This is a genomic window from Helicobacter sp. MIT 05-5294, assembly GCF_000765675.1.
In the GTDB taxonomy this organism is placed as follows: Bacteria; Campylobacterota; Campylobacteria; order Campylobacterales; family Helicobacteraceae; genus Helicobacter_D.
In genome coordinates this window covers 130,844-154,295 of the sequence record NZ_JRPA02000001.1, presented here as the reverse complement: position 1 = coordinate 154,295, position 23,452 = coordinate 130,844, and the positions used below count along the sequence as shown (strand labels likewise).

Sequence of the window (23,452 nt, the reverse complement as noted above, 5' to 3'; positions counted from 1 at the left end):
GTTAAGAGATAAGCTCAATCATTCCGCGTTTTAGCTTAAGTTTGCCTTGTTTTTCAAGATTCTTTAATGCCCTTGAAATAGACTCTCGCGCACTTCCTAAAGCATTGGCAATTTCCTCGTGTGTGATATAAAGCGTTTGGAAGTTTTTAGGATTCCGCTCTAAGGAATCGCGCAAAAACTCTAGGATTCTACTCTCTAAAGAATCAAAAGCAAGGGAGTTCAAAGAAGAAACAACGCGACTTAAACGCTCACTAATTAAATCCATTTGGAATTGCTTAGCGATTGGGTATTTTAAGCTTAAAGCCTGAAAAGTCTTGCTAGGCAGAATCCACACGCTAGAAGTTTCCATAAACTCCAAATGAATCTCAAACGAGAGATTTTTAAACAAACACGAAGCAGAAAGAATGCAAAACTCCCCGCTTTTTAGGATAAAAAGATTCACTTCTTTGTTATTAGGAGAGACGATGAAACTGCGCAACGCACCATTTAAGATTAAAACCAGCCCACGACATTCTTGCGCACTGCTGAAAATCTTGTAATTCTTCGGAAAAGTCTTAGTATAAGCACTTTGCAAATAAATCTCCAAATCCTCTTCGCAAAGATTCCAAGATTCCATTAGGTTTTTAATCATCGCATTCAAATCTAGCCTTTAAGTCAAGAATCCTAAAAAAGCTTTATTATAAGCTAAGTTAGCTTAAAAGCATTGGCAAAACTTCGCGGAATTGTCTTTGCATTATTGCAATCTTGGGATTCCACATTTCGCATTTATTGCGAGGCAAAACCCTTTGTTATTGCAAGAAATTACTTAGAATCTCGCAGCGTGTTGTGTGAGTAACCCACCCGCACTTGCAAATCCATAATCACGCACAAAGTGGATTCTAAAATAGCGAGATTATAGATTATGGATTGCTTTGTTGCTTCGCTCCTCGCAATGACAAGCGGGAATTATAGATTGCTTCGTCCGCTTTGCCATCTTACGAGGGCGCAAAGCAATGCGAAATTACAAGTGCAACATTGACATGCTAAGGATTCTGCAATCTAAAACAAAATTAAAAATAAAGAGGAAAATTTAAAGGAGAAGTGTAAAAGAAGCGATAGGAGATTAACCCCTATCTTTTAATCCTAGCTTTTCAATCACATTTGCATAACTTTTGAAGTTTGTGCGGCGCAAATAAGTGAGTAAGCCTTTTCTTTGAGAAACGATTTTTCTAAGTCCTAGGCGGCTAGAATGATCTTTTTTATTCACTTTCAAGTGTTCAGTTAAAGTTTTGATTCTATCGCTAAGCAGAGCAATCTGCACCTCTGTGGAACCTGTGTCTTTGGGATTTCTAGCAAAAGCAGAAGTAATTTCTCTTTTTTTCGCCGAATCTTGAGCCATTTTGACCTCCTGATTGGTATAAAATAAAGTTTGGGATTCTATCATAAAAATGTAAAAATACGCTAAAATTTTAAAAATTTATCGTAGATTCCTTGATTTATTTGTCAAAAACGCTTAGAATTGCGAATCTAAATTTATTATTTTGGGAGTGGATTTGGCAACAGCAGATAAAAAAGCGTCTTTACTTGATAAAATTATGCCTTTTTTGTCCTTTTTATCGGGCTCAAAAGACCTCACGGTTGTCTTTTTTATCATCGCGATTTTGGCAATCATCATCGTGCCTTTACCAAGCTCTTTGCTGGATTTTTTCCTAGCGATTTCTATCGCGCTTTCTGCGCTGATTATCTTAATCGCGCTGTATGTCAAAAAGCCCACAGATTTTTCTGCTTTTCCTACGCTTTTGCTTATCATTACGCTTTTTCGCCTTGCTCTTAATATCGCCACGACAAGAATGATTCTAAGCAATGGACACTTAGGACCTGCGGCGGTGAGTGATATTATCAATGCGTTTGGGCAATTTGTTGTTGGCGGAAACTATGTCATTGGGATTATTTTATTTATTATCTTAGTTATTATTAACTTTATGGTTGTAACTAATGGTTCTACAAGGGTTTCTGAAGTCAAAGCGCGTTTTACATTAGACGCAATGCCGGGTAAGCAAATGGCGATTGACGCGGACTTAAACTCCGGTATCATCGGACAAGAAGAAGCCAAAGCAAGGCGTGATGCACTCGCCACAGAAGCGGATTTCTATGGTTCAATGGACGGAGCAAATAAATTTGTCAAAGGCGATGCGATTGCAGGAATCATCATCACGCTAATTAATATCATCGGGGGATTCCTTATTGGTGTTTTTCAGCGTGATATGACAATGGCGGATTCCGCTTCAACTTTCACGATTCTAACCATTGGCGATGGTTTAGTCTCCCAACTCCCCGCACTTATCGTTGCCACCGCGACGGGTATTATCGTAACGCGCTTTAGCAAAGAAGGCGAAAACTTCGCTTCGGGAATCATTGACCAACTCATCAACGAATCTAAAACCTTGATGATTGTGGGTTGTATTTTGTTGCTTTTCGCACTTGTGCCGGGTTTGCCTACGCTTTCACTTGGTTTTGTTGGATTGCTTTTTTTAAGCCTTGCCTTACTTCTAAACAAACAAAAAGAGGGCGAAGTATGGAAATATGTAGAATCGCTATTTAAGAAAATTAAAAGAGACGATAAAGCAAAGGGTGGAGAGTTGCAGGATTCTGACAATCTCCCCCAACGCCAACAAGCAAGGCAACAATCCGCAGCCGCACAAGCTGCCGCTCAAAAGCCAAAAGAAAGCGAAGAAGAACGCAAAAAACGCGATGAAGCAGAGATTGACAATGCGCTTAAAGTCAAGATTTTGCGCGTGGGGCTTGGATACCAACTTATCAAATTCGCAGACCCTGCGCAAGGCGGGGAATTGGTTAATAAGATTCGTCAAATCCGTAAAACAATGGCAACAGAATATGGAATCCTAGTCCCTATGGTGCATTTGCGTGATGATTTGAATCTACCTCCTGATGAATACCAAATTTTACTCAAAGAAATAGAAATCGGGCGCGGTAAAGTAATGGCGGACAAATACCTTGCAGTTGCAGCAAGTGGGTTTGTCGGGGAATTGCCCGATGGAATCCCAACCAAAGAACCTGTATTTGGATTAGACGCATATTGGATTGATGAGAGCAAAAAAGAAGACGCAATTATTGAGGGCTACACCCCTATTGATGGCGCGACCGTGATTAGCACACACATTCAAGAACTCATCAAACAACACGCAGAAGAATTGCTCACACGCCAAGAAGTGCATAATCTCCTTGAAAAATTAGGCAAAGATTATCCGATTCTAGCAGAAGAAATCAAAGGCGTTGGCGTTGGCACGATTCAACATATCTTAAAAGAACTCTTGCACGAGCAGATTCCTATCAAAGATATGTTAAGCATCGCCGAAGCAATCGCCGATGGCTATCCAGCCTACAAAGGCGACTTGCCAACGCTAACTGAATATGTCCGCGCGTGTTTGAAACGGCTCATTACGCACAACTTCCAAAGCGATGATGGAATCTTACGCTATTTTATCCTCTCTCCTGCGTTGGAGCAATTTTTATTAGAACGACTGCCTGACCAGCAAAAAATGGGACAAAGATTGCGCCTAAGCCCAACAGAATCCCAAAACTTGCTTGACGCGCTCAATGTCGCACTTCAAAAGGGTGCTTCTATGGGTGCTGTGCCAACGATTATTGGTGGCACTTCTATGGTGCTAAGGAAGCCTTTGGCAATTTTCATTGAACAATATGGCTTTGGACGCAATATGATTGTGCTAAGCACAGCAGAAATAGACTATCAAAGTAAATATGAAATTCTAGGCACGGTTGAATTTGCCATTTAAGGAAGTTTATGCAACTCTATCATTTATCCCACATTGATTTAGATGGCTATGGCTGCCAAATGGTGAGTCGTGAAATCTATTCTCAAGCCTTTGAATCTGCGGTGTCATTTTACTTTTATAACGCCAATTATGGCAAAGAAGTAGGGGCGCGATTGGAGCAGATTTATAGACAAATCAAACAAAATGGAATCACAAAAGATAAAACGCATATCCTCATTAGCGATTTAAACCTCACGCTTGATGAATGTAAAAGCTTAGCACAATCGGTGCTAGAACTTAATCTAAGTGGATTCCAAATCACTTTTGAAGTCTTAGACCATCACAAAAGCGGACAAGAATGTGCACAAGCCTATGAATGGTATTATTTAGATACCAAACGCTGCGCGACAAAAATCGTATATGAGACCCTTTTAGCGCGTTTTGGGCTTTGCGGTTCTACGCAAGAATGGCTAAAACCTATGGTGGAGATGATTAATAGCATTGATTTATGGCAAGAGGGCGGGTTTGGCTTTGAATTTGGAAAAGTCGCAATGCGCCTCATTGTGGAATGCAAAGAACTCAATCGCTTTATGTTTGATGATGAAGACCGTAACTACAAACTTGCCTTGCTTAAAGAATCTGCGAAATTCCTCTCTCAACCCAAAGGCGAAATCGCGCTAGATAATGCGATTTTAGAAATGAAAAAATGCTTCTTAGGCGGGAGTTTAACCAGCGATACTTTGGATAATCTTGCTTCTAATTTCCAATGCAATCTATTAGCGCAAAAATCAGAGAAATGCAGTGTTATTTACGAAGAGTATCGTGGGTTTTTAAGTTATAGCATTGGCAATATTTCGGTGTTGGCAAATTTGTTTTTGAAAAACAATCCACAATTTGACTTTTTTATGGATATTAGTGCGCGTGGCAATGTGAGTTTGCGCGCAAATCATCAATGCGATGTGAGCCAACTAGCACGAAAGTTTTTTAATGGGGGTGGGCATACAAACGCAAGTGGAGGCAAGATTGATGGTTTTAAAGAAAGCTTTATCTATGAAGACATCAAAGAAAGTGTGCAAACTATCTTAAAAGGAGAAGAATATGAGTAAAGAAAAAATCCAAGAATTAGAAGAAGAAATAGAGGAACTCTCAATCCAGCTTAGTGATATGCTTTGCGTGGCGTTAATCCTAAGCGGCGTCAAAGAATCCGCAATGCAAGAGGCACTTGACGCTTACATTGAAGGGTTAGATGAACAAAGCTTGGAATATGGTGTGCAAGAAATCTTGCAAAACCTTGAACAGCTCAAAACAACCCACCCGCATTTTTTTAGTAAGCAAAAATAATGCAAACCAAACGAATTGCGATTCTTTTTAGCGGGAATGGGAGTAATTTAGAGGCATTAATTAGGGCGTTGCACCAAAAATGTTTTATAAGCAAAAAGCTAGAGAGAGATTCACAAAGTAATATGAAAAATGAGGGATTCTTGATTGGTGGCATTGCGCATTCATTTACATTGCTAGAACCTAACGCATTGACAGATTCTAAATACACAAAGCTAGAATCCAAAAATCTAAAAAGTGCGCAATCACGGGATTCCACAATGCAAGAAAATGCGCCTTTTAAAGTGGAAGTTGTGTTGGCTTTAAGCAACAAAGCTAATGCGTATGGGCTAAAACGCGCGGAATCTCTAGGCGTAGCAACTAAAGTCATAGAAAGCGCGGGGAAAGCGCGGGAAGACTTTGATAAAGAAGTGGTCGCGACATTACAGGCATTGCAATTAGATTTGTGTGTGTTGGCAGGATTTATGAGAATCCTCACGCCTCTTTTCACACAAAACATTCACGCAATCAATATCCACCCCTCTCTTTTGCCCTTATTCAAAGGCGCACACGGAATCGCAGAATCGTATGCTTCCCCAATGCGCTTAGGCGGCGTGAGTGTGCATTATGTAAGCGAAGAACTAGATAGCGGGGAAATCATCGCACAAGGCGTTTTGGCAAAAAACGCGAATGAGAGTTTAGAATCCTATGAAAGCCGCATTCATCAACTAGAACACCAATTATATCCCTTAGCGGTGTTAGAAGCACTAAATCAAGGAATAAAATGAGCCAAAAAATACGCGTTTTACACACAGAATGGTCGGGTGGTTTTGGAGGACAAGAGATTCGGATTCTTAATGAAATGGAAGAAATGCGCAAACTAGGGATTCACCTCGCCCTTGCTACAAAGGAAAATAATAGAATCTTGCCTAAAGCCCGTGAAATGGGGTTTGATACCTATATTTTGCCTTTTAAGCGCAAGACAGATTTGCATACAATTTGGAATCTCCATAAAATCCTAAAACGGGATTCCTTTGATATTATCAACACACATAGTGGCGTTGATACTTGGTGTGGCGGGTTTGCAAGCCTAGGAAGTGGCGCGAAATTTATCCGCACACGCCATTTATCCAACAAAATCCACCCCTCAAGATTCAACTTTATCAATTCTTTAGCAGATTTTATCATCACCACAGGTGAGAGTGTGCGCGAAGCTATGATACAAGACAATCGCATTAAACCCGCTAGAATCCAATCCATACCCACAGGAATTGACACAGAAATCTTTAATCCAAGCAAATATAATAAGCACGAAATGCGAGAAAAATATAAAATCCCACAAAATGCGTTTATTGTAGGTAATTTAGGCATTTTAAGAGGATTTAAAAGGCAGGATATTTTTATTGAAGTTGCAAAAACAATTTGCCAAAAGCACGAAAATCTGTTTTTTGTCATCGCAGGAAATGGCGATATGCAAGCCTCTTTAGAAAATCTTACCAACAAAACTAATCAAGAAATAGGCAGGGAGGTTGTGCGCCTAGTTGGGTTTGTCAAGCAACCAGCAGAATTTTTAAGCACTTTGGATTCTTTTATGCTCACAAGTGATAAAAACGAGGGCGTCCCACAAGCCCTTATACAAGCCTTATCAATGGAGATTCCAAGCATCGCCGCAGATATTGGCTCTATTGCAGATTTACATTGTATTTCGCAAGGGAAGTCAAACTTTATCCTCACGCCAAATCCTAGTAAAGAGGAATTTACTAAAGCCTTAGAATCGCTTATCTGCGAGAGGGATTTCATCAAACCTAACCGCGAATTTATCGTGGAGAATTTCTCCCTTAAAATAATGGGTGAGAAGATTTTGTCCATCTATCAAAAGCTATTAAACCCTTAGTCTCATTTATGCGCTTAATCCCGCATATTGTGAGCGCGAAGCCAAAGCAATCCAATCTTTGCTTAAAATCCCTTTGCGATTCCGCTATAATCCTTGCTTTAAGCAATCATAAATCGCTGTGAATGTCTATAAAACTCCCACAATGACGCAATTGTATTCTTCCTGTGGGCAATTATAGGATTCCACATTTACAACTTAAACCTTAAAGCATAATTCCTAATATTTATTGATATTTTAGCGAGAAGCTTCTCATCATCTTGATTGTCTCTGTGTCCATTTTGCCATTGCGATTCTCTAAATCCTGCAAGATTTGCTCAAAATCCTCTTTTTTCAGATTCTGCCCAAATTTCGCTTTGGCACTTAAATGCGAAATGAGAATCTTGGCTACAAAAGTCCCCCGCTCTTTGCCTACAAACTGCCCTCTTTGCATATCCATTTGTGTATTGTCTGGTTCGTATTTTTGCACAAGACGCGTTAAAATATGCCTTTTTTCCTCCAAATCCTCCACGACAAAAAACTGCCCCTCCAAAAACACAGAAAAGAAAAATTGCGTCGGAATCATTGTGTGATTTAGAAAGCTTGAAGGGATATAAGCATAAGGCTTGGCACAACTAAAGGAGACTTTGGGATTTTCTTTAAGTAGTGCGTGTTTGCGCCCTGCTTTTGCGCCATGCAAATAAATCTTGGAATCCTCATAACAAAAGCTAAGTGGAATCGCATAAGGAATGCTATCTGCAATCACAAGGGTGCCAAATTCAATTTTGTTTAAAAACTCTGCAATGATTCCCAAATCCTTGCAATCAAAATCACTGCGCCGCATTAATCCTCCTAAAACTTAAAGGTTTCAAGGTTTCAAAACTGCACATTATACCAAAATGCACCACACAGCACAAAATATAGAATCCCCACCGCGTCCCTGCAAAGATTCTACAAAGGGCATTGCGTCATCGTAGCCAAATCCTTATTGCAAGAAAAATCGCCAAGATTCTACAATCTCCTAATACACAATCTGCACTTCTCTCTCAAGCGCAATTCCGCACTCTTGCTGCACTTTTTCCTCCGCTAAGGCAATCAACTCCAAAGCCTCTTCAAAGCTAGAATCTCCAAGATTGACAAGGAAATTCGCGTGTTTTGGGCTAAAGCACAGGCTTTTATTTTTGCCAAATTTCGCCCCCTTTAACCCTACTTGCTCAATCAATCTTCCGGCAAAATCTCCTTTGGGATTCTTAAAACAACTCCCGAAACTAGGTTCTTTTGGCTGATTTTGACGCATTTTCACAAAGGATTCCACAAGCCCTCGCCTAAAACCCACTTGTTTTTTGAAAATTCCCGCAAAAATCATTCCAGAAATCCCACTGCTACGATAGCCTAATTCCAAACTCTCAACTGCCCTAAAATCAAGCCTAGATTCAGAATCTAACTGCAAGATTCCAAGCAATACACTTTTAATTTCATATTCCTTAAGCCCAGCATTCATTTTGATGATTCCACCCAAACTTCCGGGCAATCCAGCAAGAATCTCAAAACCGCTTAAATTATGCCTTTTTGCATAAGAAAACAGCTTCCCGCTTGGCGTTGCCGCTCCGACTTCTAAGCAATCCCCCAAATCTTTGATATAATCAAATACCTTGCCAAGCGCACAGAGATTCTGCGCTTGTGGGCTTACTAAAAGATTGTTGGCTTTGCCTATGATTTGGGGCGTAGTTTGTTGGCGCAACTCCTCATAATCTAGCGGAGATTCTATGTAGTTTAGCGGCACTTCCGCTCCAATTCGCACACTAGAAAGCTTCGAAAAATCTACGAGTTTCTGAAGCATTTAGAAAAGAAAGCTTGGCATCATATTGAAGATTCTTGTTGTAAAATCCATCAACATATTCAACATCCAAGGCATTGTAAAGATAATCACGACAATGACGGCAAGAATCTTTGGGACGAAAGTTAGCGTCATCTCGTTAATTTGCGTTGTCGCTTGAAAAATACTAATCATAAGCCCGACCACAAGCCCGACCAACAGCATAGGAAGCGACAAAGTTAGAGTGATTTTATAGGTTTCAATCGCCAAACCCATTAATTGCGATTCCAAAGCCTTCTCCTTAAGATTTTGGATTATTTATAAGAATCCCACACCATTGTTGCTTTGCCATCTTCCTCATCTACGGCACACATTCCCATAATATTATAACCACAATCCACATAATGAATCTCACCACTCACGGCACTTGCAAGAGGAGAAAGCAAATACATTGCAGAGTTTCCAACTTCTTCTATGGTTACATTTTTACGCAAAGGAGAGTTAGCTTCATTCCATTTCAAGATAAATCTAAAATCCCCGATTCCACTTGCTGCAAGAGTGCGAATCGGACCTGCGGAGATTGCATTGACGCGGATTCCGTCTTTGCCCAAATCATGCGCAAGATAACGCACACTAGATTCCAAAGCAGCTTTAGCAACACCCATTACATTATAATGCGCGACATGCTTCACACTACCAAGATAACTTAAAGTCAAGATTGAAGCATTAGGGCTAAGGACAGGCTTTAGTTCACGGCAAAGTTCAATTAACGAATACACAGAAACTTCCATTGCGACATTAAAAGCCTCTTTGCTTGTATCTAAAAAACTCCCATCTAACGCTTCTTTGGGAGCAAAGGCAACGCTATGCACCAAAAAATCCAACGCACCAAAATCACGCAAAATACTCTCTCTTAAACTTGCAAAATGCTCTTTTTTGCTCACATCAAGCTCATAAACAAATTGCGAATCGCCAATCTCTTCAGCAATAGGAAGCACACGCTTTTGAATTTGTTCGTTCATATAGGTTAATCCAATCGTTGCACCCTGCTCTTTACAAGCTTTTGTGATTCCATACGCAATAGATTTATTGTTTGCCACACCTACAATTAAGCCTTTTTTGCCCTGCATAATCATCGTTCGCTCCTTTTAAGAATTTTCTAAAATCTGACAAAAACTTGAAATCTCCCAACTAGCACTCCCAACTAGCACACCATCTACGCCGCTAATAGAGAGAATCTCACGCACATTTTGGGGCTTCACACTTCCGCCATACAAAAGCGGAATTTTACCCAATTTTTTCTTTAAGTGCATGTGGATTTGCGCGATTTCCTCCAAACTCGCACTCACCCCGCTACCAATCGCCCAAATCGGCTCATAGGCGACAATGAGATTTGGGTATGCCAAATCAATCCCACAAAATTGCGATTCTAAAAACTCCAAAGTTGCATTTAAGCCTTGTTGCTTGGTAGCTTGGGATTCTCCAATGCAATAATAAATGTGGAATCCAAGCTGTTTGAAAAATTCAAATTTTTCCGCGCAGAAGCTTTGAGATTCTTTGAGAATCTCGCGCCTCTCACTATGCCCAATTAAAAGCGTTTGGATTCCAAATTCTACTAATTGCTCTAAGCCAATTTCGCCTGTATAAGAACCATTTTTCGTAGGATAGGCGTTTTGTGCCCCGATTGTAAAGGAATCAAAGCGATTTTCCAAAAGCGCACTTTGTGGAGGAAAAAGGGTAATTTGATGCGCAAATGGCTGACTTTTGGCTTGTTTTTGCGTGATAAATCGCTCTAGCTCTTCGCAGAACGCAGAAGTGCTTTTTCTCGTGTGATTGGTTTTGAAATTACTTGCAATGATTTTCATTATGGATAGCCTTTTAGTTTTTGGCATTATAACACTTTTAGGAATCGCAACGATAATTTAATGCTATAATTTTGATAATTTTGCCAATCCGCTCTAAGGAGTCCCCATGAATTTTTCAACAAAAATACAAGAAACGATTCAACTTATCTTTACTTGGAATCCGAGTGATAGACTTTGGCAAATGCCCTTTTTTGCTGGGCTTAGTGTGGCAATTGTGCTTTTTATCGCGGCTTTTTTTAATCGCCCAGATTTAGGGCTTGTCGCGATTATTGGCACAAATATTTTTCTTTATGTCCCCAACACGCCAATTTATCACAAAATGATTCTTTGTATGGCGTGCGCTTTTGGAATCACTGCGTCCTTTACACTCGGGCTTGTAGGGCAAACTTATCCTATGTTAATTCCTCTAATTGTCTTTTTTGTTACCATGATTAGCGCACAAATTGTGCGGTATTTTAACATCGGCGCACCGGGATTCTTTTTCTTCACTTTTGCGATGATTTTAGGGACTTACATTCCTTTTGAAGTCAAAGACTATCCCTTTGCAATCGGGCTTGTCGCGCTCGGCACAATGATTGCAAATGTTATGGTTTTGCTTTATTCATTAAGTGTAATTTATCTTTTCAAACACCCACCAAAACCGATTCCAAAGATTGGAGAATTTGGCTTTGGCGTGATTATTATTGACCCCATTATTATTGCATTTTTTGTGAGTGCTTCTATGGTTTTACAAAGCTTTTTGGAGCTAGAGAGAGGCTATTGGGTTGGCGTGAGTTGTGCGGCAATCTTAACAGCTGTTACTTTTAAGCAAATTTGGATCAAACAAATCCAAAGAATCTTAGGCACGATTTTGGGCGTGAGCTTTTCTTACTTTTTATTACATTTTAGTTTTAGCCCGATTCAATTTGCGCTCTTGATGATGTTATTAATGTTTTTTGCAGAATTAACTGTTGTTAGGAATTATGCTTTAGCAATGATATTTTTGACGCCCTATTCAACCTATTTAGCGGAAGTAGCAAGTTTTATGAATTACAATCCAGATTTGATTATTAAAGCGCGAATCTTGGATATTACCATTGGTAGCTTGTTTGGACTTCTAGGCGGAGTGGTATTGCATTGGCAGGCTTTGCGTCAAGTGCTAGAAAAGATTTTGCGTAAAATCATCTTTCGGTGGATTGGAGAAGATTAAAAAGGCGCAATGGATTTGTCATCATTGCGCGGACTGCAAGGACAACTTGCTAACCTTTGCGATTCCGATATTTCTGTCATTACAAGGCGCAAAGCAATCCATAATTTTAAACAAAAGTGGATTCTACAAGGATTCTACGATGAAAGCCTAAGCACTCATCGTATGCAGTTGTTGGTAAATCACCTCACTTTTGGATTCTATGCTACGGCAATGATCCTGTAATTGCGCTTGTTGCTTGGTGTAATCTTGCGTGTTGATAAATTCCAAAAACTCGCGTATGCTCTCATCAAAACTAAAAATGCTTTGGCAAATGCTTTTGTCAATCATAGAATCCTCGCCAACCTCACAATGCGAAACGATTTGTGGAATCTCACTCGTAATCACCGCAGAGTAAGAAGCGAACTTTTTCAAAATACAATCCAATTCAAGCAAAGTAATGTAAGACCGCTTGTTGGTGTGCAAAATAGATTCCAACAAAAACGAAGCTTGTTTATCCATTTGCCCAAAAGTTTCATTAAAAGAAATCATCAAATCATTAGAATTATTAGTAATTGCGTCAATTTCCTTGACATAGTTTGAAATCTCATTCATTTCTTGATTAATCACTTGCGTGGTTGAAGAAATTTCTGACGCGGTTTTTGTCGCGCGTTCTGCGAGTTTGCGCACTTCATCGGCAACCACAGCAAATCCTCTACCATGTTCTCCTGCTCTTGCCGCTTCAATCGCAGCATTAAGGGCGAGAAGATTCGTTTGATCTGTAATCTCTTTAATCAAAAGCACAAAGGAATCAATCTCTTTGATGCGCTTTGAAAATACTTCAAAAGACTGCGAGGTTTGCGCCATCATTGCAGAGAGGCTGGAGAAGTTGTTTGTAATCACCTGCACACTTTGCATTCCATTGTTGGAGGATTCGGAGATTAACCTAGTTTCTTTAGAAGTTTCGTCCATTGTCTGAATCACCGCATTTAAGTTAGTAGAAATAGAATTTAAATCTTTTTTAAGACTTATGGAGCTTTGTTTGGAGATTTGATTGACCACCAATCCTTTTGCGCTCAACTTGTCCGCCTCTTGAATTGCACCAGAGGCTTTGTTGATAAGCTTACCCACATACGAGAAACTCCCCTTTAAACTATCTGCATTGACTTGCCTAGTATAGCGTTTTTCACTTGCAGCGGTGATTGTCGAGGCACTTGCACGCACGAAAGATTCCACTTGATCTGCCAAATCGTTAATCGTCCAAGAAAGATTGCCCAAAGCCCCATTGTCTTGAATGTTTGTGATTCTAGCTTCTAAGTTTCCTGTAGAGAGTTGCTTGACGCAATGTGTAATTTCTTTGATATACATATCGCGCCTATTCCCCGCAATCAAAGTCATTGTGCAGGCAAAAATCCCTAACGCAAAAACAAAAAACTCCAAAAGAATATGAATATCCAAAAGTTCAATCACAAACAATAAAACAAAAATCGCAATAAAACAATAATTGAAATATCGGGAATATCTATAAAGATAGTATGAATTCTTCATAACTTGCTCCTTTTTGTGTCAAAATCTGCTCTAGTTTTTCTTGACTTTTTTGGATTCCGCCTTGTCGTTCTGCTTCTAATAGCTCTTTATAAAGCTCCCCAATGGCTAGTTTAGCTTGTTCTGTGGGTTTGATTCTGATAGAATGGTAGCCAACAATCTCTCCGCTCCCATTAAAAGAGGGCGTAACAAATGCTTTCACCCAATAATACGAACCATCTTTAGAGAGATTTTTCACATACGCGACAATTTCTCTACCATTTTTAATAGAATCCCACAAAAACTTAAAAATAACTTTTGGCATATCGGGGTGGCGCACGATATTGTGTGGCTTACCCAAAAGCTCTCTTTCTTTATAGCCTGAAAGTTCAATAAAGATTCTATTTCCATAGAGGATTTTGCCTTTCAAATCCGTCTTAGAGACGATTATTTCTCCCTCTTTGAATTGCCTTTCTGTTTGGTTGGGCGTTATTGTTTTTCTCATTTTTCTCCTTAAAACACTAAAAATCAAGGCGTTAAACCTAATGATTCCTAAAAAGATTCAACATTTAAAAGAAAATACTATATCTTATAATTGTTAAGAAATTATTAACAAATGGAAAACTCTTTTGAAATACAAGTAATGGAGGGGTAAATATGAAACAAGAAGCAAAAGCAAAATCCCAAAAAGGGAAAATCAAGAAATTATTTTCTAATTTCTTTGATTCTTGCTGATTTTCCGCTTCTTGAACGCAAGTAGTAAAGTTTCGCGCGTCTAACACGCCCAATTTTAAGCACTTTAATGCTTTCAATGCTTTCAGAATAAATAGGGAAGATTCTTTCCACACCTACGCCATTCGCGCCGATTTTTCTAATTGTAAAAGTCTTTCCTGTCCCACTTCCACGAAGTGAAATGCAAACTCCCTCAAAGTTTTGAATCCTTGTTTTATCCCCTTCAGAGATTTTAATCCCGATTCTTAGCGTATCTCCTGCTTTAAATTGCGGGATTTCCTTTCCTGCAATTTGCGCGTCTTCAAAATGCTGAATATACTTATTTCTCATTTTCAAACCTTTGTTTGTAGCGAATATAGAGGTCTAGTCTATGGAATCTAGTTTTTGCCTCTGATGCTTTTAATTTTAAATCGCGAATTTTAGCGTGATTTCCCTTTGAATACTCTGAAGGAATCGCTAAATTTTTAAATTTATTAGGTTTGGTGAAATTTGGAGATTCCAACAAAAACTCCTCATAACTCTCGCCATGCAAGGATTCGCTGTTTCCAAGCACACCCTCCACTTGCCTAGAAATGCTATCGCACAGGCAGAGTGCGGCAATCTCGCCACCGGTCAAAATAAAATCCCCAATGCTAAACACTTCATCGGCAAAGCATTCAATCAAACGCTCATCAAATCCCTCATATCTCCCACAAACTAAAGTAATATGGGATTGTTTGCTTAATCTTTTGGCGTCCTTTTGGGTGAAAGTTTTTGCACAAGGCGTGAGAAAAATAATATGCGTTTTGGGATTCTGTGCCTTAATAGAATCTAGCGCATTTCCAAGCGTGAGCGGGTCTAGCACAAGCCCTGCTCCGCCGCCTACTTGATAATCATCTGCTTTTGAAAAACGATGCGGACTGAATGTGCGTGGATTGACGAAATCTACCTGTATCAACCCCTGCTTACACGCCCGAGAAAGGATAGAATCACCAAAATAAGATTCTATTAAATGCGGGAATAACGAAACGATAGAAAATTGCATTAACTATTTTCTAAAATTTCTTTACAAAACTGCGTTTGAATGACTTTTGGATTCTGCATAGAATCAACCTCCAAGATATAACGCGCAGTATAAGGAATCAGAAAAGTTTTTGGAAGTTTTTGCGCGACAAGTGATGCGTCTGTTTGAACCGACAAAAAGTCTTGCCCGCAAAATCTCTCAATCTCATAAACACCGCCTAAAACCTCACCCTTTTCTACAATCTTGCTTCCAATAATGTCAAACCAAAAAAATTCGTTTTCTTGAAGTTTGCATTGCTCTTTGCTTTGGGATTTTGTTGTATAAAGTATCAGATTTGTAATTTGTTTAGCGGATTCTTTGGAGTTGATTTGAACAAATTTTGCCACAGAACTTTTAGCATGGTAGTATTCAAGCGTCAAATCTCCAATCTGCGAAAAGTAAGTGTTTCCCTTTTGCAGAGATTCAGGAAAATCACTCAATAAGTGCAACAAAACCTCGCCCTTAAAACCCACCGAGCGACCGATTTTTGCAACACTCACTAAATCGTTTTTAGCTAAGGATTCTTTCCACTCTTTTTGCACCTAAATCCTCTTGCACTAAACTTTGGAAATTTTACAGCTTTTAGTCTTGTGGCTTCACAATGATACGATAGGAATTTCCATCTTTTGCTTTGATTCCAGAAATAAAAGTCTTAATCGCACCAATCATTTTGCCATCTTTGCCAATCAAGCGTCCAGCATCTTGCAATGAAGACAAAATCTCAATTTCATAAAAATTAGCGTCAAGCTCTGTTTTGATTACGCGAATCTTATCGGGTTCGGCGACAATCTTTTTCACATAAGCTTCTATAAAATTCTCTACCATAACTTAATTGCTTAAAAATTATTTTGTAATTGCTTTGACTCTTTCACTCATTTTTGCGCCGACACTTGTCCAATACTTCAATTTCTCTGCATCATATTTCACGATAGAAGGTTCTACTAATGGATTATAATAACCAATGGATTCAATCCAACCTCCATCGCGTCTTTTTCTACTATCAGTTACAACGATTCTATAAAACGGCTTTTTCTTGCGTCCCATTTTTGTTAAGCGGATAACGGTTGCCAAATTATACTCCTTAAAGTCAATATTTCATTTACAGATAAATCTGTCTAAAAACGATATTCTACTCATTTTTAGACAAACTTATGCTTAAATGGCGTAAGGACAAGTCAAGATTTAGCGTCTAAGCTGCCCCATTCTTGCGTCTTTCATCAAATTCATTAAATCGCCCATTCCACCTTTGTTGGAAAATTTTTTCGCCATTTTTGCCGCATTTTCAAATTGCTTCAAAAACCGATTGACATCACTCACATCAATCCCCGCACCCATTGCAATGCGTTTTTTGCGACTACCATTAAGCAAATCAGGATTTTCGCGCTCTTTTGGCGTCATAGAATACACGATAGCTCGCATTTGTTTTAGCTCTTTTGAATTATCCAAATCCACATCTTTAAGCGCACTTGCCATATTTCCAAGTCCGGGCAACATAGACAAAATAGACTGCATAGAACCAATTTTTTTGATATTGTCTAGTTGCGCAATAAAGTCATTAAAAGTGAATTTGCCTTTTTTGATTTTTTTAGAAATATCTTTCGCTTCTTTTTCGCTAATCACCGCAGCGGTTTTTTCGGCAAGAGAGTGAATATCTCCCGCGCCCATTAGTCGCCCAACAATGCGTTCTGGGATAAAAACTTCCAAATCAGCAACTTTTTCTCCCACCCCAATAAAGCGCAAAGGAATCCCAAGCTGATGCGCAATAGAAAGCGCGATTCCGCCTCTACTATCCCCGTCAAACTTACTCAAAATCACTCCGCTTAAATCCATTTTTTGGTGGAAAGTCTCGGCACTTTTCACGCCATCTTGTCCGCTTAAGCTATCCACGACATAAAAGATTTCATTGGGATTAATTGCCGCTTTGATTCCTTGCAATTCCTGCATTAGAGATTCATCAATCGCCAATCTTCCCGCAGTATCCACCAACAACACATCATAAAGCCCCTCAATCGCTTTTTGTTTGGCTTGTATTGCAATTTCTGCTGGGGATTTCCCCTCCAAATGAAAAAAATCCACTTCCACTTGCATAGCCAACTGACGCAACTGCTCCACAGCGGCTAATCTCTGTAAATCACATGCAGCTAAAAGAACCTTTTTTTGTTTGCCTTTAAGGTAGTTTGCAAGTTTAGCCGTTGTGGTTGTCTTCCCGCTTCCTTGCAAACCTGCCATTAAAACAATCGTAGGGGGTTTTGGCGCGAAGATAAAGCCATAATTTCCCGGTGCGGTTAGAATCGTATGGAGGGATTCCTTTAATGCGTTTAAAAAGTTCTCTTTGCCGATTCCTGCAAGTTTTGTTTTGCTTTCAATTTCACCCAAAAGACTTTTAAGCACTTTATAATGCACATCAGATTTTAATAAGGACTTTTTAAGCTCATCTAAAGCGCGTTTTAATGCCTTTTCATCATCTTGGAATCGGATTTTGCTAATTGCACTCTGAAAGCTCTCTGTAATCACACCAAACAACTCAAATAACCCCAAATATTTAAAAATAAATAAAGTTTGGGATTCTACATTAAATTTGCTTAAAATTATTTGATTGCAACCCCACGCTACATTGTGTCTTGCTTTGCCATCATTGCGAGGACGATAGGACGAAGCAATCCACGCCTTAAATCTCGCTATTGTAGAATCCACTTTTGTTTAAGATTATGGATTGCCACGAAACACTGCGTGTTTCTCACAATGACGCAGTAGTAATGCGAAAATTTAACCTTATTTACCATTGGTTATTTTTATTTTTTGTATAATTTCAGTGTTTAAATTTTTTAAAAAGGATTCCACGATGAAAAAATTTCTTATGTTTTCAAGCTTAGTAGCGGCTCTTAGTCTCCCTGCACTTGCAACACCTTATGTGCTAGATACGGCAAACTCCAAAGTAGATTTTCAAGTCTCTCATCTTAAACTCACACAAGTTGATGGCAAGTTCAATAAATTCAGCGCAAACATTGACTTTGATTCTGCTTCCAATGCCCTTAAAGTCTTTGAAGGCGTGGTAGATATTGCTTCTGTGGATACAGCAAACCCTAAGCGAGACGCGCATTTACAAGCTCCCGATATGTTTGATGTCAAACAATACCCTAATATGTCATTTAAAATGACAAAATTTGAGGCGGGTAAGATTTATGGAGACTTAACGATTCGTTCCACTACTAAACCTATCGTGCTTGATGCCAAAGTGCAAGCAAATGGCAAGGTGCTAGATATTAGCGCGACAACAAGCATTTTAAGAAGCGAATTTGATATTACTTGGGGAAATATTTTTAAAGACAATTCCGTAGGCGATGAAGTCAAAATCTCCCTCAACCTCAAAGCAAACGCGCAATAAACCGCCTAGAATCTTTGGGATTCTTTCCTGAAGATTCTCACCACAATTCTTTCTGAATCACACAATCTTTCACTATTAATGCTTTTGGAATCCATTTCAACAATGGTATTAAGGCGTTTTTTAAAAAAATATTGTAATATTAGCTTTCATCTTTTAAAATTCTAAGGATTTTGTATGAAAAAGCATTTTTTGGCTGTATCTTTGGCGTGTGGAATCTTGGCAAGTCATCTTTTGGGCGGAGAAGTAAAAATCGGGGTAGTTTTACCTGCAAGTGGCGCAGTAGGTGGATTTGGAGAACTTGGAAAACGAGGGATTGATTTGGCTCACAAAGCACAAAGCAAAACCAAAAATGGAGATGAGATTAAGATTGTCTTCATTGACAACAAAAGCGACAAGATAGAATCCGCAAACGCAATGCAAAAGCTAGTTTCAAGCGAAAAAGTAAGTGTCGTGATTGGACCAATGATTTCTACAAATGCTTTGGCGATGACAAAAATCGCTGATGACAACCAAACACCTCTTATCGCTCCTGTGGCGACAAATGACCGCGTAACAAAAGGCAAAAAATTCGTTTCTCGCGTTTCTTTCGCAGATAGTTTTCAAGGTTTGATTGCCGCAAATCTAGCCTTTAAGGATTTGGGAGCTAAGAGGGCTGCGATTTTATTTGACAATAGTAGCGACTATTCTATCGGGCTTACTCGTGCTTTTAGAAACCAATTTAAAGCACTCGGCGGGGAAATTATCATTGAAGCAAACGCACAAGCAGGAACTAAAGATTTTAAAGCGCAAATTTCAAGCATTAAAGCAAAGAATCCCGATGTTCTTTATTTGCCAATTTATTACAACGAGGGCGCATTGATTGCAGTGCAAGCACAACAATTAGGACTTAGCGTCCCAACAATCGGTGGCGATGGTTTGGTTTCTAATAGAATCTTCTTTGATGTTGCCAAAGAAGCGGGTGAGGGCTATATGGTAACTGATTATTACTCTACAAGCTCCAAACAAACACCAAAAGGTGAAAAATTCATCAAGAATTATGAAAAAACTTACAAAGAACCCATTAGCTCTTTTAGTGCAATGTTAGCCGACGCTTATGGAATCGCTGTTCTTGCGATTGAAGAATGTGGCGCAGAAAATCGTGTGTGCATTAACGACAAAATCCGTAATGTCAAAGATTATGAGGGAATTAGTGGTAAATTTTCTTTGCAAAATGGCGAATCCATTCGTAGTGCGGTGATTAATCAAGTGCATAATGGAAATTTAGTTTATAAAACTACGATTGAACCATAAATTTTACGATTCAATCATAAGGTTTTTTCTTTGGATTTTTTGACTTTTTTTCAGCAGTGCATTAATGGCTTGAGTTTGGGTAGCATGTATGCTTTGATTGCAATCGGCTACACTATGGTTTATGGCTGTTTGCGCCTTATCAACTTCGCCCACGCAGATATTATGATGGTGGGCGCATTTCTAGTGTTTTTTGCGATTGGTTCTTTTGAGCTGCCTTTTTATGCTGCTGCTATTCTTTCTATCGCACTTTGTGGAATCTTAGGAGTGTTGATTGATAAAATCGCCTACACGCCTTTAAGAGCCGCTCCTAGAATCTCTATGTTGATTACCGCCATTGGTGTGAGCTTTTTTTTGGAGAATCTCTTTAATGTTCTTTTTGGTTCTACGCCACGATTCTTTAATGCGCCTAAGGTTTTTTCGCAATCCTTAGAAGTTTTTGATATTAGTTTCACACTCATTACACTAATTATTCCTGTGGTTACGCTGTTACTTTTAGGTGTGCTTTTACGATTCTTGCATTACACCAAGCAAGGAATGGCGATTCGCGCAAGTGCCTTTGATATTAACACCGTGCGCTTAATGGGGATTAATGTCAATCACATTATTGCGCTTGTTTTTGCTATTGGTAGCACACTAGCTGGAATCGGGGGGATTTTTTATGCAATTTCTTATCCTACGATTGACCCGCTTATGGGAGTGCTAATTGGCTTAAAAGCCTTTGCAGCTGCGGTATTGGGCGGAATCGGAAGTGTAGGTGGAGCAGTGCTTGGAGGGTTTATTTTAGGATTTACCGAAGTAATGGCAGTCGCGGTATTTCCAGAGCTTGGCGGATACAAAGATGCCTTTGCGTTTTTGTTTTTGATTCTTGTTTTATTGTTTCGCCCTGTTGGCATTATGGGCGATTGGCGTTTGGAAAAAAGTCGTTTTTAGGATTGGATGATGAATAAATTTTATGCAAACAACCCAACCACAGCGACTTTAGGATTCCATATTAGCATTTACATTCTTGCAATCTGCATTCTTTTTGCCGCGCAAAGTTTCCTTGGTGATTATGCTTTAAGAATCTTTAACAATATCCTTATTTTTGTGATTCTAGCCGTGAGTTACAACCTCATCAATGGCGTTACAGGACAACTTTCTCTAGAACCCAATGGATTTGTGGCAATCGGCGCATATATCACTGCGCTTATGCTTTTGGATTCGGATTTAAAATGGGGTATGTTCCAACTCGCCGACCCACACCCTTTTGTGCTAAGTATGTCAAGCGAATTGTTACCTGCTTTGCTTTGTAGCGGAATCGTGGCTGCGGTGATTGCGATTATACTTTCTTTCCCTGTATTTCGGGTGCGTGGTGATTATTTGGCGATTGTAACACTTGGCTTTGGATTTATCATCAAGATTCTAGCGATTAACAACCCAGAATGGACTAATGGCGCAATTGGCTTAAATGAGATTCCAAACGACCACGATTCTATTGTCAAGACAATAGAAAATGCACTCCTAAGTCTTAGCCAAAGCGAAATTCCTTTAAGAGAGTTTTTTGGATTCCTCTATACACACGCATTTACCAATGGTGCAAATATCACAATCTTTTTTTGGAGCGGGATTTTCGCTACTGCTTCTGTGATTTTGATTTTGCAAATCGTGTATTCCAAATACGGACGCGCGATGAAAGCGGTGCGTGATGACGAAGACGCCGCGATTGCAATGGGGATTAATACTTTCAAAATCAAAACTTTTGCATTTTCAACAAGCGCATTTTTAGAGGGCGTTGGGGGCGGACTTATGGCAGTTTGGCTTACTACCATTGACCCAAAAATCTTCGGCTTTGAACTCACTTTCCAACTCCTCATCATTATCGTGCTTGGAGGTTTGGGTAGCACAAGTGGCGCGATTATCGGAGCGATTTTGGTGATTGGCGGAGGAGAATGGCTTAGATTTTTAGACCAACCTTTAGTGTTTTTTGGGAATGATCTTGGCTCATATCCGGGACTTAGAATGGTGTTTTTCTCCCTTATTTTGCTAGTGATTATGCTTTTTGCAAGAGAAGGAATTATGGGCAAACGCGAAATTTGGGATTTGAATCCTACGCGCTTTAGAATCTTTAAAAAGGCGCAATAATGGCGATTTTAGAATTAGAAAATGTCAGTATTGCTTTTGGAGGCTTAAAGGCAATTGATAATGTTAGCTTTAGTGTGCAAGAAAACCAAATTTTCGGGCTTATTGGTCCTAATGGCGCAGGGAAAACTACGATGTTTAACATCATCACTGCAAACTACAAACCCAACAGCGGAAAGGTGAATTTTCTAGGCAAAAATATCTCCAAATACAAACCCAATACGATTGTTCAATTAGGAATTGCGCGCACTTTTCAGAATATTCGCCTTTTTGGTTCAATGAGTGTCTTAGATAATGTATTGATTGGTTTGCACAATAGCGCACAATATAGCTTCCTTGAAGCTGCGTTTCGTGTGGGCAGATATTTCAAAGAAGAAAAGCGCATCAAAGAAAGGGCGCGTTGGATTTTGGATTATATCGGACTAGACAAAGAACGCGATGCGAACGCAAACGCATTAAGCTATGGAAATAGTCGTAAAGTAGAGATTGCAAGGGCTTTAGCAACGAATCCAAAGCTACTTTTGCTTGATGAACCCGCAGCAGGAATGAATCCTAAAGAAACGCAAGAGCTTTGTGAGCTGATTTTAAAAATGAAAAAAGACTTTGATTTAAGCATTTTGCTGATTGAACATGATATGCCTTTTGTAAATCAACTTTGCGAGCAAGTTTTGGTGCTAGATTATGGCAAAAAACTCTTTAGCGGCACACCTTATGAGGCAATTAACAACCAAGAAGTAATTGCCGCGTATTTGGGGGATTTCTATGCTACAAATTGAAAACTTACAAGTCCATTATGGCAAAATTTCAGCCTTAAAGGGCATTGATTTCCACATTGAAGAACACGAAATCGTTACTTTAATTGGTAGCAATGGCGCAGGGAAAACTTCAACGCTTAATGGAATCGTACATAGTGTCAAAACAAAAGGCAAAGTCCGATTCTTTGGCGCAAATATTTCCAATATTCCAACACATAAGATTATCCAACGCGGAATCGCACTCGTGCCGGAGGGTCGGCATATTTTTACGAATCTTAGCGTTGATGAAAATCTCCGAATGGGCGCATATCATAACGATGAAAACTTTGAAGTTATGCGCGAAAAGATGTATCGGCTTTTCCCGCGCCTTAAAGAAAGACAAAAACAAATGGCAGGAACAATGAGCGGCGGTGAGCAACAAATGTTAGCGATTGCTAGAGCCTTGATGAGTGAGCCAAAACTCCTAATGCTTGATGAACCAAGCTTGGGACTTGCCCCTAAAGTCGTCGGGGAGCTTTTTGAGATTCTTCTAAGTTTGCGCGAGAATGGAATCACGATTTTGCTTGTAGAGCAAAACGCCTTTGCCGCGCTTAAAATCGCAAATCGCGCGTATGTCTTAGAAAATGGCAAAATCGTAATGAAAGATTCCGCGAAAAACCTACTAGAAGACAAAGAGATTAAAAAGCGATATTTGGGCGGATAAGCAAAGATAAGAGGTTGGGACATTTGTGTTTTACCCCGTCATTGCGAGAAAGACAAGAGCAAAATAATCCAATGTGAAATCCTCCCCCAGCCGTCAT

At 39.4% G+C, this 23,452-nt stretch carries 28 protein-coding genes; 13 read left to right on the top strand and 15 right to left on the bottom strand.

What is annotated here, in order from left to right; translation table 11 throughout:
• Window position 1: 1 nt before the first annotated feature.
• Window positions 2–631, bottom strand: coding sequence for a Crp/Fnr family transcriptional regulator (locus LS69_RS00810; RefSeq protein WP_238699057.1), 630 nt, complete (start codon window positions 629–631; stop codon window positions 2–4).
• Window positions 632–1,102: 471 nt separating this feature from the next.
• Window positions 1,103–1,378: a 30S ribosomal protein S15 gene (gene rpsO / locus LS69_RS00805; RefSeq protein ID WP_138121489.1), complete on the bottom strand. Its 276-nt coding sequence runs from the start codon at window positions 1,376–1,378 to the stop codon at window positions 1,103–1,105.
• Between the two features lie 154 nt (window positions 1,379–1,532).
• On the opposite strand from rpsO, the gene flhA reads away from it, so the two are divergent.
• From flhA to LS69_RS00780, 5 genes are read left to right on the top strand one after another with little or no spacing between them, the layout of a single operon-like run.
• A complete protein-coding gene (gene flhA / locus LS69_RS00800) occupies window positions 1,533–3,794 on the top strand; it encodes a flagellar biosynthesis protein FlhA (RefSeq protein WP_138121488.1) in 2,262 nt (753 codons plus the stop codon).
• A gap of 8 nt (window positions 3,795–3,802) precedes the next feature.
• Window positions 3,803–4,879, top strand: coding sequence for a 3',5'-cyclic-nucleotide phosphodiesterase (locus LS69_RS00795; RefSeq protein WP_138121487.1), 1,077 nt, complete (start codon window positions 3,803–3,805; stop codon window positions 4,877–4,879).
• The gene (locus LS69_RS00790; RefSeq protein ID WP_138121486.1) at window positions 4,872–5,114 is read left to right on the top strand and encodes a hypothetical protein; all 243 of its coding nucleotides are present in this window, start codon (window positions 4,872–4,874) and stop codon (window positions 5,112–5,114) included. Before LS69_RS00795 ends, LS69_RS00790 begins: the two co-directional genes overlap by 8 nt.
• Window positions 5,114–5,878, top strand: coding sequence for a phosphoribosylglycinamide formyltransferase (locus LS69_RS00785; protein WP_138121485.1), 765 nt, complete (start codon window positions 5,114–5,116; stop codon window positions 5,876–5,878). Before LS69_RS00790 ends, LS69_RS00785 begins: the two co-directional genes overlap by 1 nt.
• Window positions 5,875–6,984, top strand: coding sequence for a glycosyltransferase family 4 protein (locus LS69_RS00780; RefSeq protein ID WP_138121484.1), 1,110 nt, complete (start codon window positions 5,875–5,877; stop codon window positions 6,982–6,984). Before LS69_RS00785 ends, LS69_RS00780 begins: the two co-directional genes overlap by 4 nt.
• 223 nt (window positions 6,985–7,207) lie before the next feature.
• On the opposite strand, the gene LS69_RS00775 is transcribed toward LS69_RS00780, so the two are convergent.
• The 5 genes from LS69_RS00775 to LS69_RS00755 form a co-directional block, all read right to left on the bottom strand.
• Window positions 7,208–7,804: a pyridoxamine 5'-phosphate oxidase family protein gene (locus tag LS69_RS00775; protein ID WP_138121483.1), complete on the bottom strand. Its 597-nt coding sequence runs from the start codon at window positions 7,802–7,804 to the stop codon at window positions 7,208–7,210.
• Window positions 7,805–7,981: 177 nt separating this feature from the next.
• A complete protein-coding gene (locus LS69_RS00770) occupies window positions 7,982–8,800 on the bottom strand; it encodes a UDP-N-acetylmuramate dehydrogenase (RefSeq protein WP_138121482.1) in 819 nt (272 codons plus the stop codon).
• The gene (gene fliQ, locus LS69_RS00765) at window positions 8,801–9,067 is read right to left on the bottom strand and encodes a flagellar biosynthesis protein FliQ (RefSeq protein ID WP_138121481.1); all 267 of its coding nucleotides are present in this window, start codon (window positions 9,065–9,067) and stop codon (window positions 8,801–8,803) included.
• A gap of 23 nt (window positions 9,068–9,090) precedes the next feature.
• Window positions 9,091–9,912: an enoyl-ACP reductase FabI gene (gene fabI / locus LS69_RS00760; RefSeq protein ID WP_138121480.1), complete on the bottom strand. Its 822-nt coding sequence runs from the start codon at window positions 9,910–9,912 to the stop codon at window positions 9,091–9,093.
• Window positions 9,913–9,924: 12 nt separating this feature from the next.
• Window positions 9,925–10,641 carry a triose-phosphate isomerase gene (locus tag LS69_RS00755; RefSeq protein WP_138121479.1) on the bottom strand — a complete coding sequence of 239 codons (717 nt, stop codon included), beginning with the start codon at window positions 10,639–10,641 and terminating at the stop codon, window positions 9,925–9,927.
• Between the two features lie 106 nt (window positions 10,642–10,747).
• Here LS69_RS00755 and LS69_RS00750 point away from each other — a divergent pair, with 106 nt between their 5' ends.
• Complete coding sequence (locus tag LS69_RS00750; RefSeq protein WP_138121478.1) at window positions 10,748–11,830, top strand: FUSC family protein; 1,083 nt, start codon at window positions 10,748–10,750, stop codon at window positions 11,828–11,830.
• A gap of 9 nt (window positions 11,831–11,839) precedes the next feature.
• Entirely contained in the window at window positions 11,840–12,052 is a 213-nt protein-coding gene (locus tag LS69_RS00745) for a hypothetical protein (RefSeq protein ID WP_138121477.1), read from the top strand.
• On the opposite strand, the gene LS69_RS00740 is transcribed toward LS69_RS00745, so the two are convergent.
• The 8 genes from LS69_RS00740 to ffh all read right to left on the bottom strand — a co-directional run bounded on the left by LS69_RS00740 (window position 11,978) and on the right by ffh (window position 17,627).
• The gene (locus LS69_RS00740) at window positions 11,978–13,354 is read right to left on the bottom strand and encodes a methyl-accepting chemotaxis protein (protein ID WP_138121476.1); all 1,377 of its coding nucleotides are present in this window, start codon (window positions 13,352–13,354) and stop codon (window positions 11,978–11,980) included. The two genes, LS69_RS00745 and LS69_RS00740, sit on opposite strands and share 75 nt — an antisense overlap.
• Entirely contained in the window at window positions 13,329–13,835 is a 507-nt protein-coding gene (locus tag LS69_RS00735; RefSeq protein WP_138121475.1) for a PAS domain-containing protein, read from the bottom strand. The genes LS69_RS00740 and LS69_RS00735 overlap by 26 nt, the downstream gene beginning before the upstream one ends.
• A 200-nt stretch (window positions 13,836–14,035) precedes the next feature.
• The gene (gene rplS, locus LS69_RS00730) at window positions 14,036–14,392 is read right to left on the bottom strand and encodes a 50S ribosomal protein L19 (protein WP_138121474.1); all 357 of its coding nucleotides are present in this window, start codon (window positions 14,390–14,392) and stop codon (window positions 14,036–14,038) included.
• A complete protein-coding gene (trmD, locus tag LS69_RS00725) occupies window positions 14,382–15,086 on the bottom strand; it encodes a tRNA (guanosine(37)-N1)-methyltransferase TrmD (protein WP_138121473.1) in 705 nt (234 codons plus the stop codon). The genes rplS and trmD overlap by 11 nt, the downstream gene beginning before the upstream one ends.
• Window positions 15,086–15,646: a ribosome maturation factor RimM gene (gene rimM, locus LS69_RS00720; RefSeq protein ID WP_238699042.1), complete on the bottom strand. Its 561-nt coding sequence runs from the start codon at window positions 15,644–15,646 to the stop codon at window positions 15,086–15,088. Before rimM ends, trmD begins: the two co-directional genes overlap by 1 nt.
• Before the next feature lie 40 nt (window positions 15,647–15,686).
• Window positions 15,687–15,929, bottom strand: a complete 243-nt coding sequence (locus LS69_RS00715; RefSeq protein WP_138121472.1) for a KH domain-containing protein — start codon at window positions 15,927–15,929, stop codon at window positions 15,687–15,689.
• 18 nt (window positions 15,930–15,947) lie between these two features.
• The gene (gene rpsP, locus LS69_RS00710; RefSeq protein WP_138121471.1) at window positions 15,948–16,175 is read right to left on the bottom strand and encodes a 30S ribosomal protein S16; all 228 of its coding nucleotides are present in this window, start codon (window positions 16,173–16,175) and stop codon (window positions 15,948–15,950) included.
• 111 nt (window positions 16,176–16,286) lie between these two features.
• Window positions 16,287–17,627 carry a signal recognition particle protein gene (ffh, locus tag LS69_RS00705; RefSeq protein WP_138121583.1) on the bottom strand — a complete coding sequence of 447 codons (1,341 nt, stop codon included), beginning with the start codon at window positions 17,625–17,627 and terminating at the stop codon, window positions 16,287–16,289.
• Window positions 17,628–17,946: 319 nt separating this feature from the next.
• Between ffh and LS69_RS00700 the strand changes: the two genes are divergently transcribed.
• The 6 genes from LS69_RS00700 (at window position 17,947) to LS69_RS00675 (ending at window position 23,355) form a co-directional block, all read left to right on the top strand.
• Window positions 17,947–18,489, top strand: a complete 543-nt coding sequence (locus tag LS69_RS00700) for a YceI family protein (protein ID WP_138121470.1) — start codon at window positions 17,947–17,949, stop codon at window positions 18,487–18,489.
• A 174-nt stretch (window positions 18,490–18,663) separates the two neighbouring features.
• Window positions 18,664–19,779 carry an ABC transporter substrate-binding protein gene (locus LS69_RS00695; protein ID WP_138121469.1) on the top strand — a complete coding sequence of 372 codons (1,116 nt, stop codon included), beginning with the start codon at window positions 18,664–18,666 and terminating at the stop codon, window positions 19,777–19,779.
• Window positions 19,780–19,809: 30 nt separating this feature from the next.
• Entirely contained in the window at window positions 19,810–20,709 is a 900-nt protein-coding gene (locus LS69_RS00690; RefSeq protein WP_138121468.1) for a branched-chain amino acid ABC transporter permease, read from the top strand.
• Window positions 20,710–20,718: 9 nt separating this feature from the next.
• The gene (locus LS69_RS00685) at window positions 20,719–21,900 is read left to right on the top strand and encodes a branched-chain amino acid ABC transporter permease (protein WP_138121467.1); all 1,182 of its coding nucleotides are present in this window, start codon (window positions 20,719–20,721) and stop codon (window positions 21,898–21,900) included.
• Window positions 21,900–22,673, top strand: coding sequence for an ABC transporter ATP-binding protein (locus LS69_RS00680; RefSeq protein ID WP_138121466.1), 774 nt, complete (start codon window positions 21,900–21,902; stop codon window positions 22,671–22,673). Before LS69_RS00685 ends, LS69_RS00680 begins: the two co-directional genes overlap by 1 nt.
• The gene (locus tag LS69_RS00675; protein ID WP_138121465.1) at window positions 22,660–23,355 is read left to right on the top strand and encodes an ABC transporter ATP-binding protein; all 696 of its coding nucleotides are present in this window, start codon (window positions 22,660–22,662) and stop codon (window positions 23,353–23,355) included. The genes LS69_RS00680 and LS69_RS00675 overlap by 14 nt, the downstream gene beginning before the upstream one ends.
• Window positions 23,356–23,452 lie beyond the last annotated feature (97 nt).

Coding starts and splice junctions, on each gene's coding strand:
- rplS (WP_138121474.1), bottom strand. CDS start 14,392: ATGAGAAATAAGTATATTCAGCATTTTGAAGACGCGCAAATTGCAGGA.
- LS69_RS00675 (WP_138121465.1), top strand. CDS start 22,660: ATGCTACAAATTGAAAACTTACAAGTCCATTATGGCAAAATTTCAGCC.
- LS69_RS00795 (WP_138121487.1), top strand. CDS start 3,803: ATGCAACTCTATCATTTATCCCACATTGATTTAGATGGCTATGGCTGC.
- LS69_RS00745 (WP_138121477.1), top strand. CDS start 11,840: ATGGATTTGTCATCATTGCGCGGACTGCAAGGACAACTTGCTAACCTT.
- LS69_RS00735 (WP_138121475.1), bottom strand. CDS start 13,835: ATGAGAAAAACAATAACGCCCAACCAAACAGAAAGGCAATTCAAAGAG.
- trmD (WP_138121473.1), bottom strand. CDS start 15,086: ATGCAATTTTCTATCGTTTCGTTATTCCCGCATTTAATAGAATCTTAT.
- LS69_RS00685 (WP_138121467.1), top strand. CDS start 20,719: ATGAATAAATTTTATGCAAACAACCCAACCACAGCGACTTTAGGATTC.
- LS69_RS00790 (WP_138121486.1), top strand. CDS start 4,872: ATGAGTAAAGAAAAAATCCAAGAATTAGAAGAAGAAATAGAGGAACTC.
- LS69_RS00785 (WP_138121485.1), top strand. CDS start 5,114: ATGCAAACCAAACGAATTGCGATTCTTTTTAGCGGGAATGGGAGTAAT.
- LS69_RS00740 (WP_138121476.1), bottom strand. CDS start 13,354: ATGAAGAATTCATACTATCTTTATAGATATTCCCGATATTTCAATTAT.
- LS69_RS00750 (WP_138121478.1), top strand. CDS start 10,748: ATGAATTTTTCAACAAAAATACAAGAAACGATTCAACTTATCTTTACT.
- LS69_RS00780 (WP_138121484.1), top strand. CDS start 5,875: ATGAGCCAAAAAATACGCGTTTTACACACAGAATGGTCGGGTGGTTTT.
- rpsO (WP_138121489.1), bottom strand. CDS start 1,378: ATGGCTCAAGATTCGGCGAAAAAAAGAGAAATTACTTCTGCTTTTGCT.
- LS69_RS00700 (WP_138121470.1), top strand. CDS start 17,947: ATGAAAAAATTTCTTATGTTTTCAAGCTTAGTAGCGGCTCTTAGTCTC.
- LS69_RS00695 (WP_138121469.1), top strand. CDS start 18,664: ATGAAAAAGCATTTTTTGGCTGTATCTTTGGCGTGTGGAATCTTGGCA.
- LS69_RS00775 (WP_138121483.1), bottom strand. CDS start 7,804: ATGCGGCGCAGTGATTTTGATTGCAAGGATTTGGGAATCATTGCAGAG.
- fabI (WP_138121480.1), bottom strand. CDS start 9,912: ATGATTATGCAGGGCAAAAAAGGCTTAATTGTAGGTGTGGCAAACAAT.
- LS69_RS00770 (WP_138121482.1), bottom strand. CDS start 8,800: ATGCTTCAGAAACTCGTAGATTTTTCGAAGCTTTCTAGTGTGCGAATT.
- LS69_RS00755 (WP_138121479.1), bottom strand. CDS start 10,641: ATGAAAATCATTGCAAGTAATTTCAAAACCAATCACACGAGAAAAAGC.
- LS69_RS00680 (WP_138121466.1), top strand. CDS start 21,900: ATGGCGATTTTAGAATTAGAAAATGTCAGTATTGCTTTTGGAGGCTTA.
- LS69_RS00810 (WP_238699057.1), bottom strand. CDS start 631: ATGATTAAAAACCTAATGGAATCTTGGAATCTTTGCGAAGAGGATTTG.
- LS69_RS00715 (WP_138121472.1), bottom strand. CDS start 15,929: ATGGTAGAGAATTTTATAGAAGCTTATGTGAAAAAGATTGTCGCCGAA.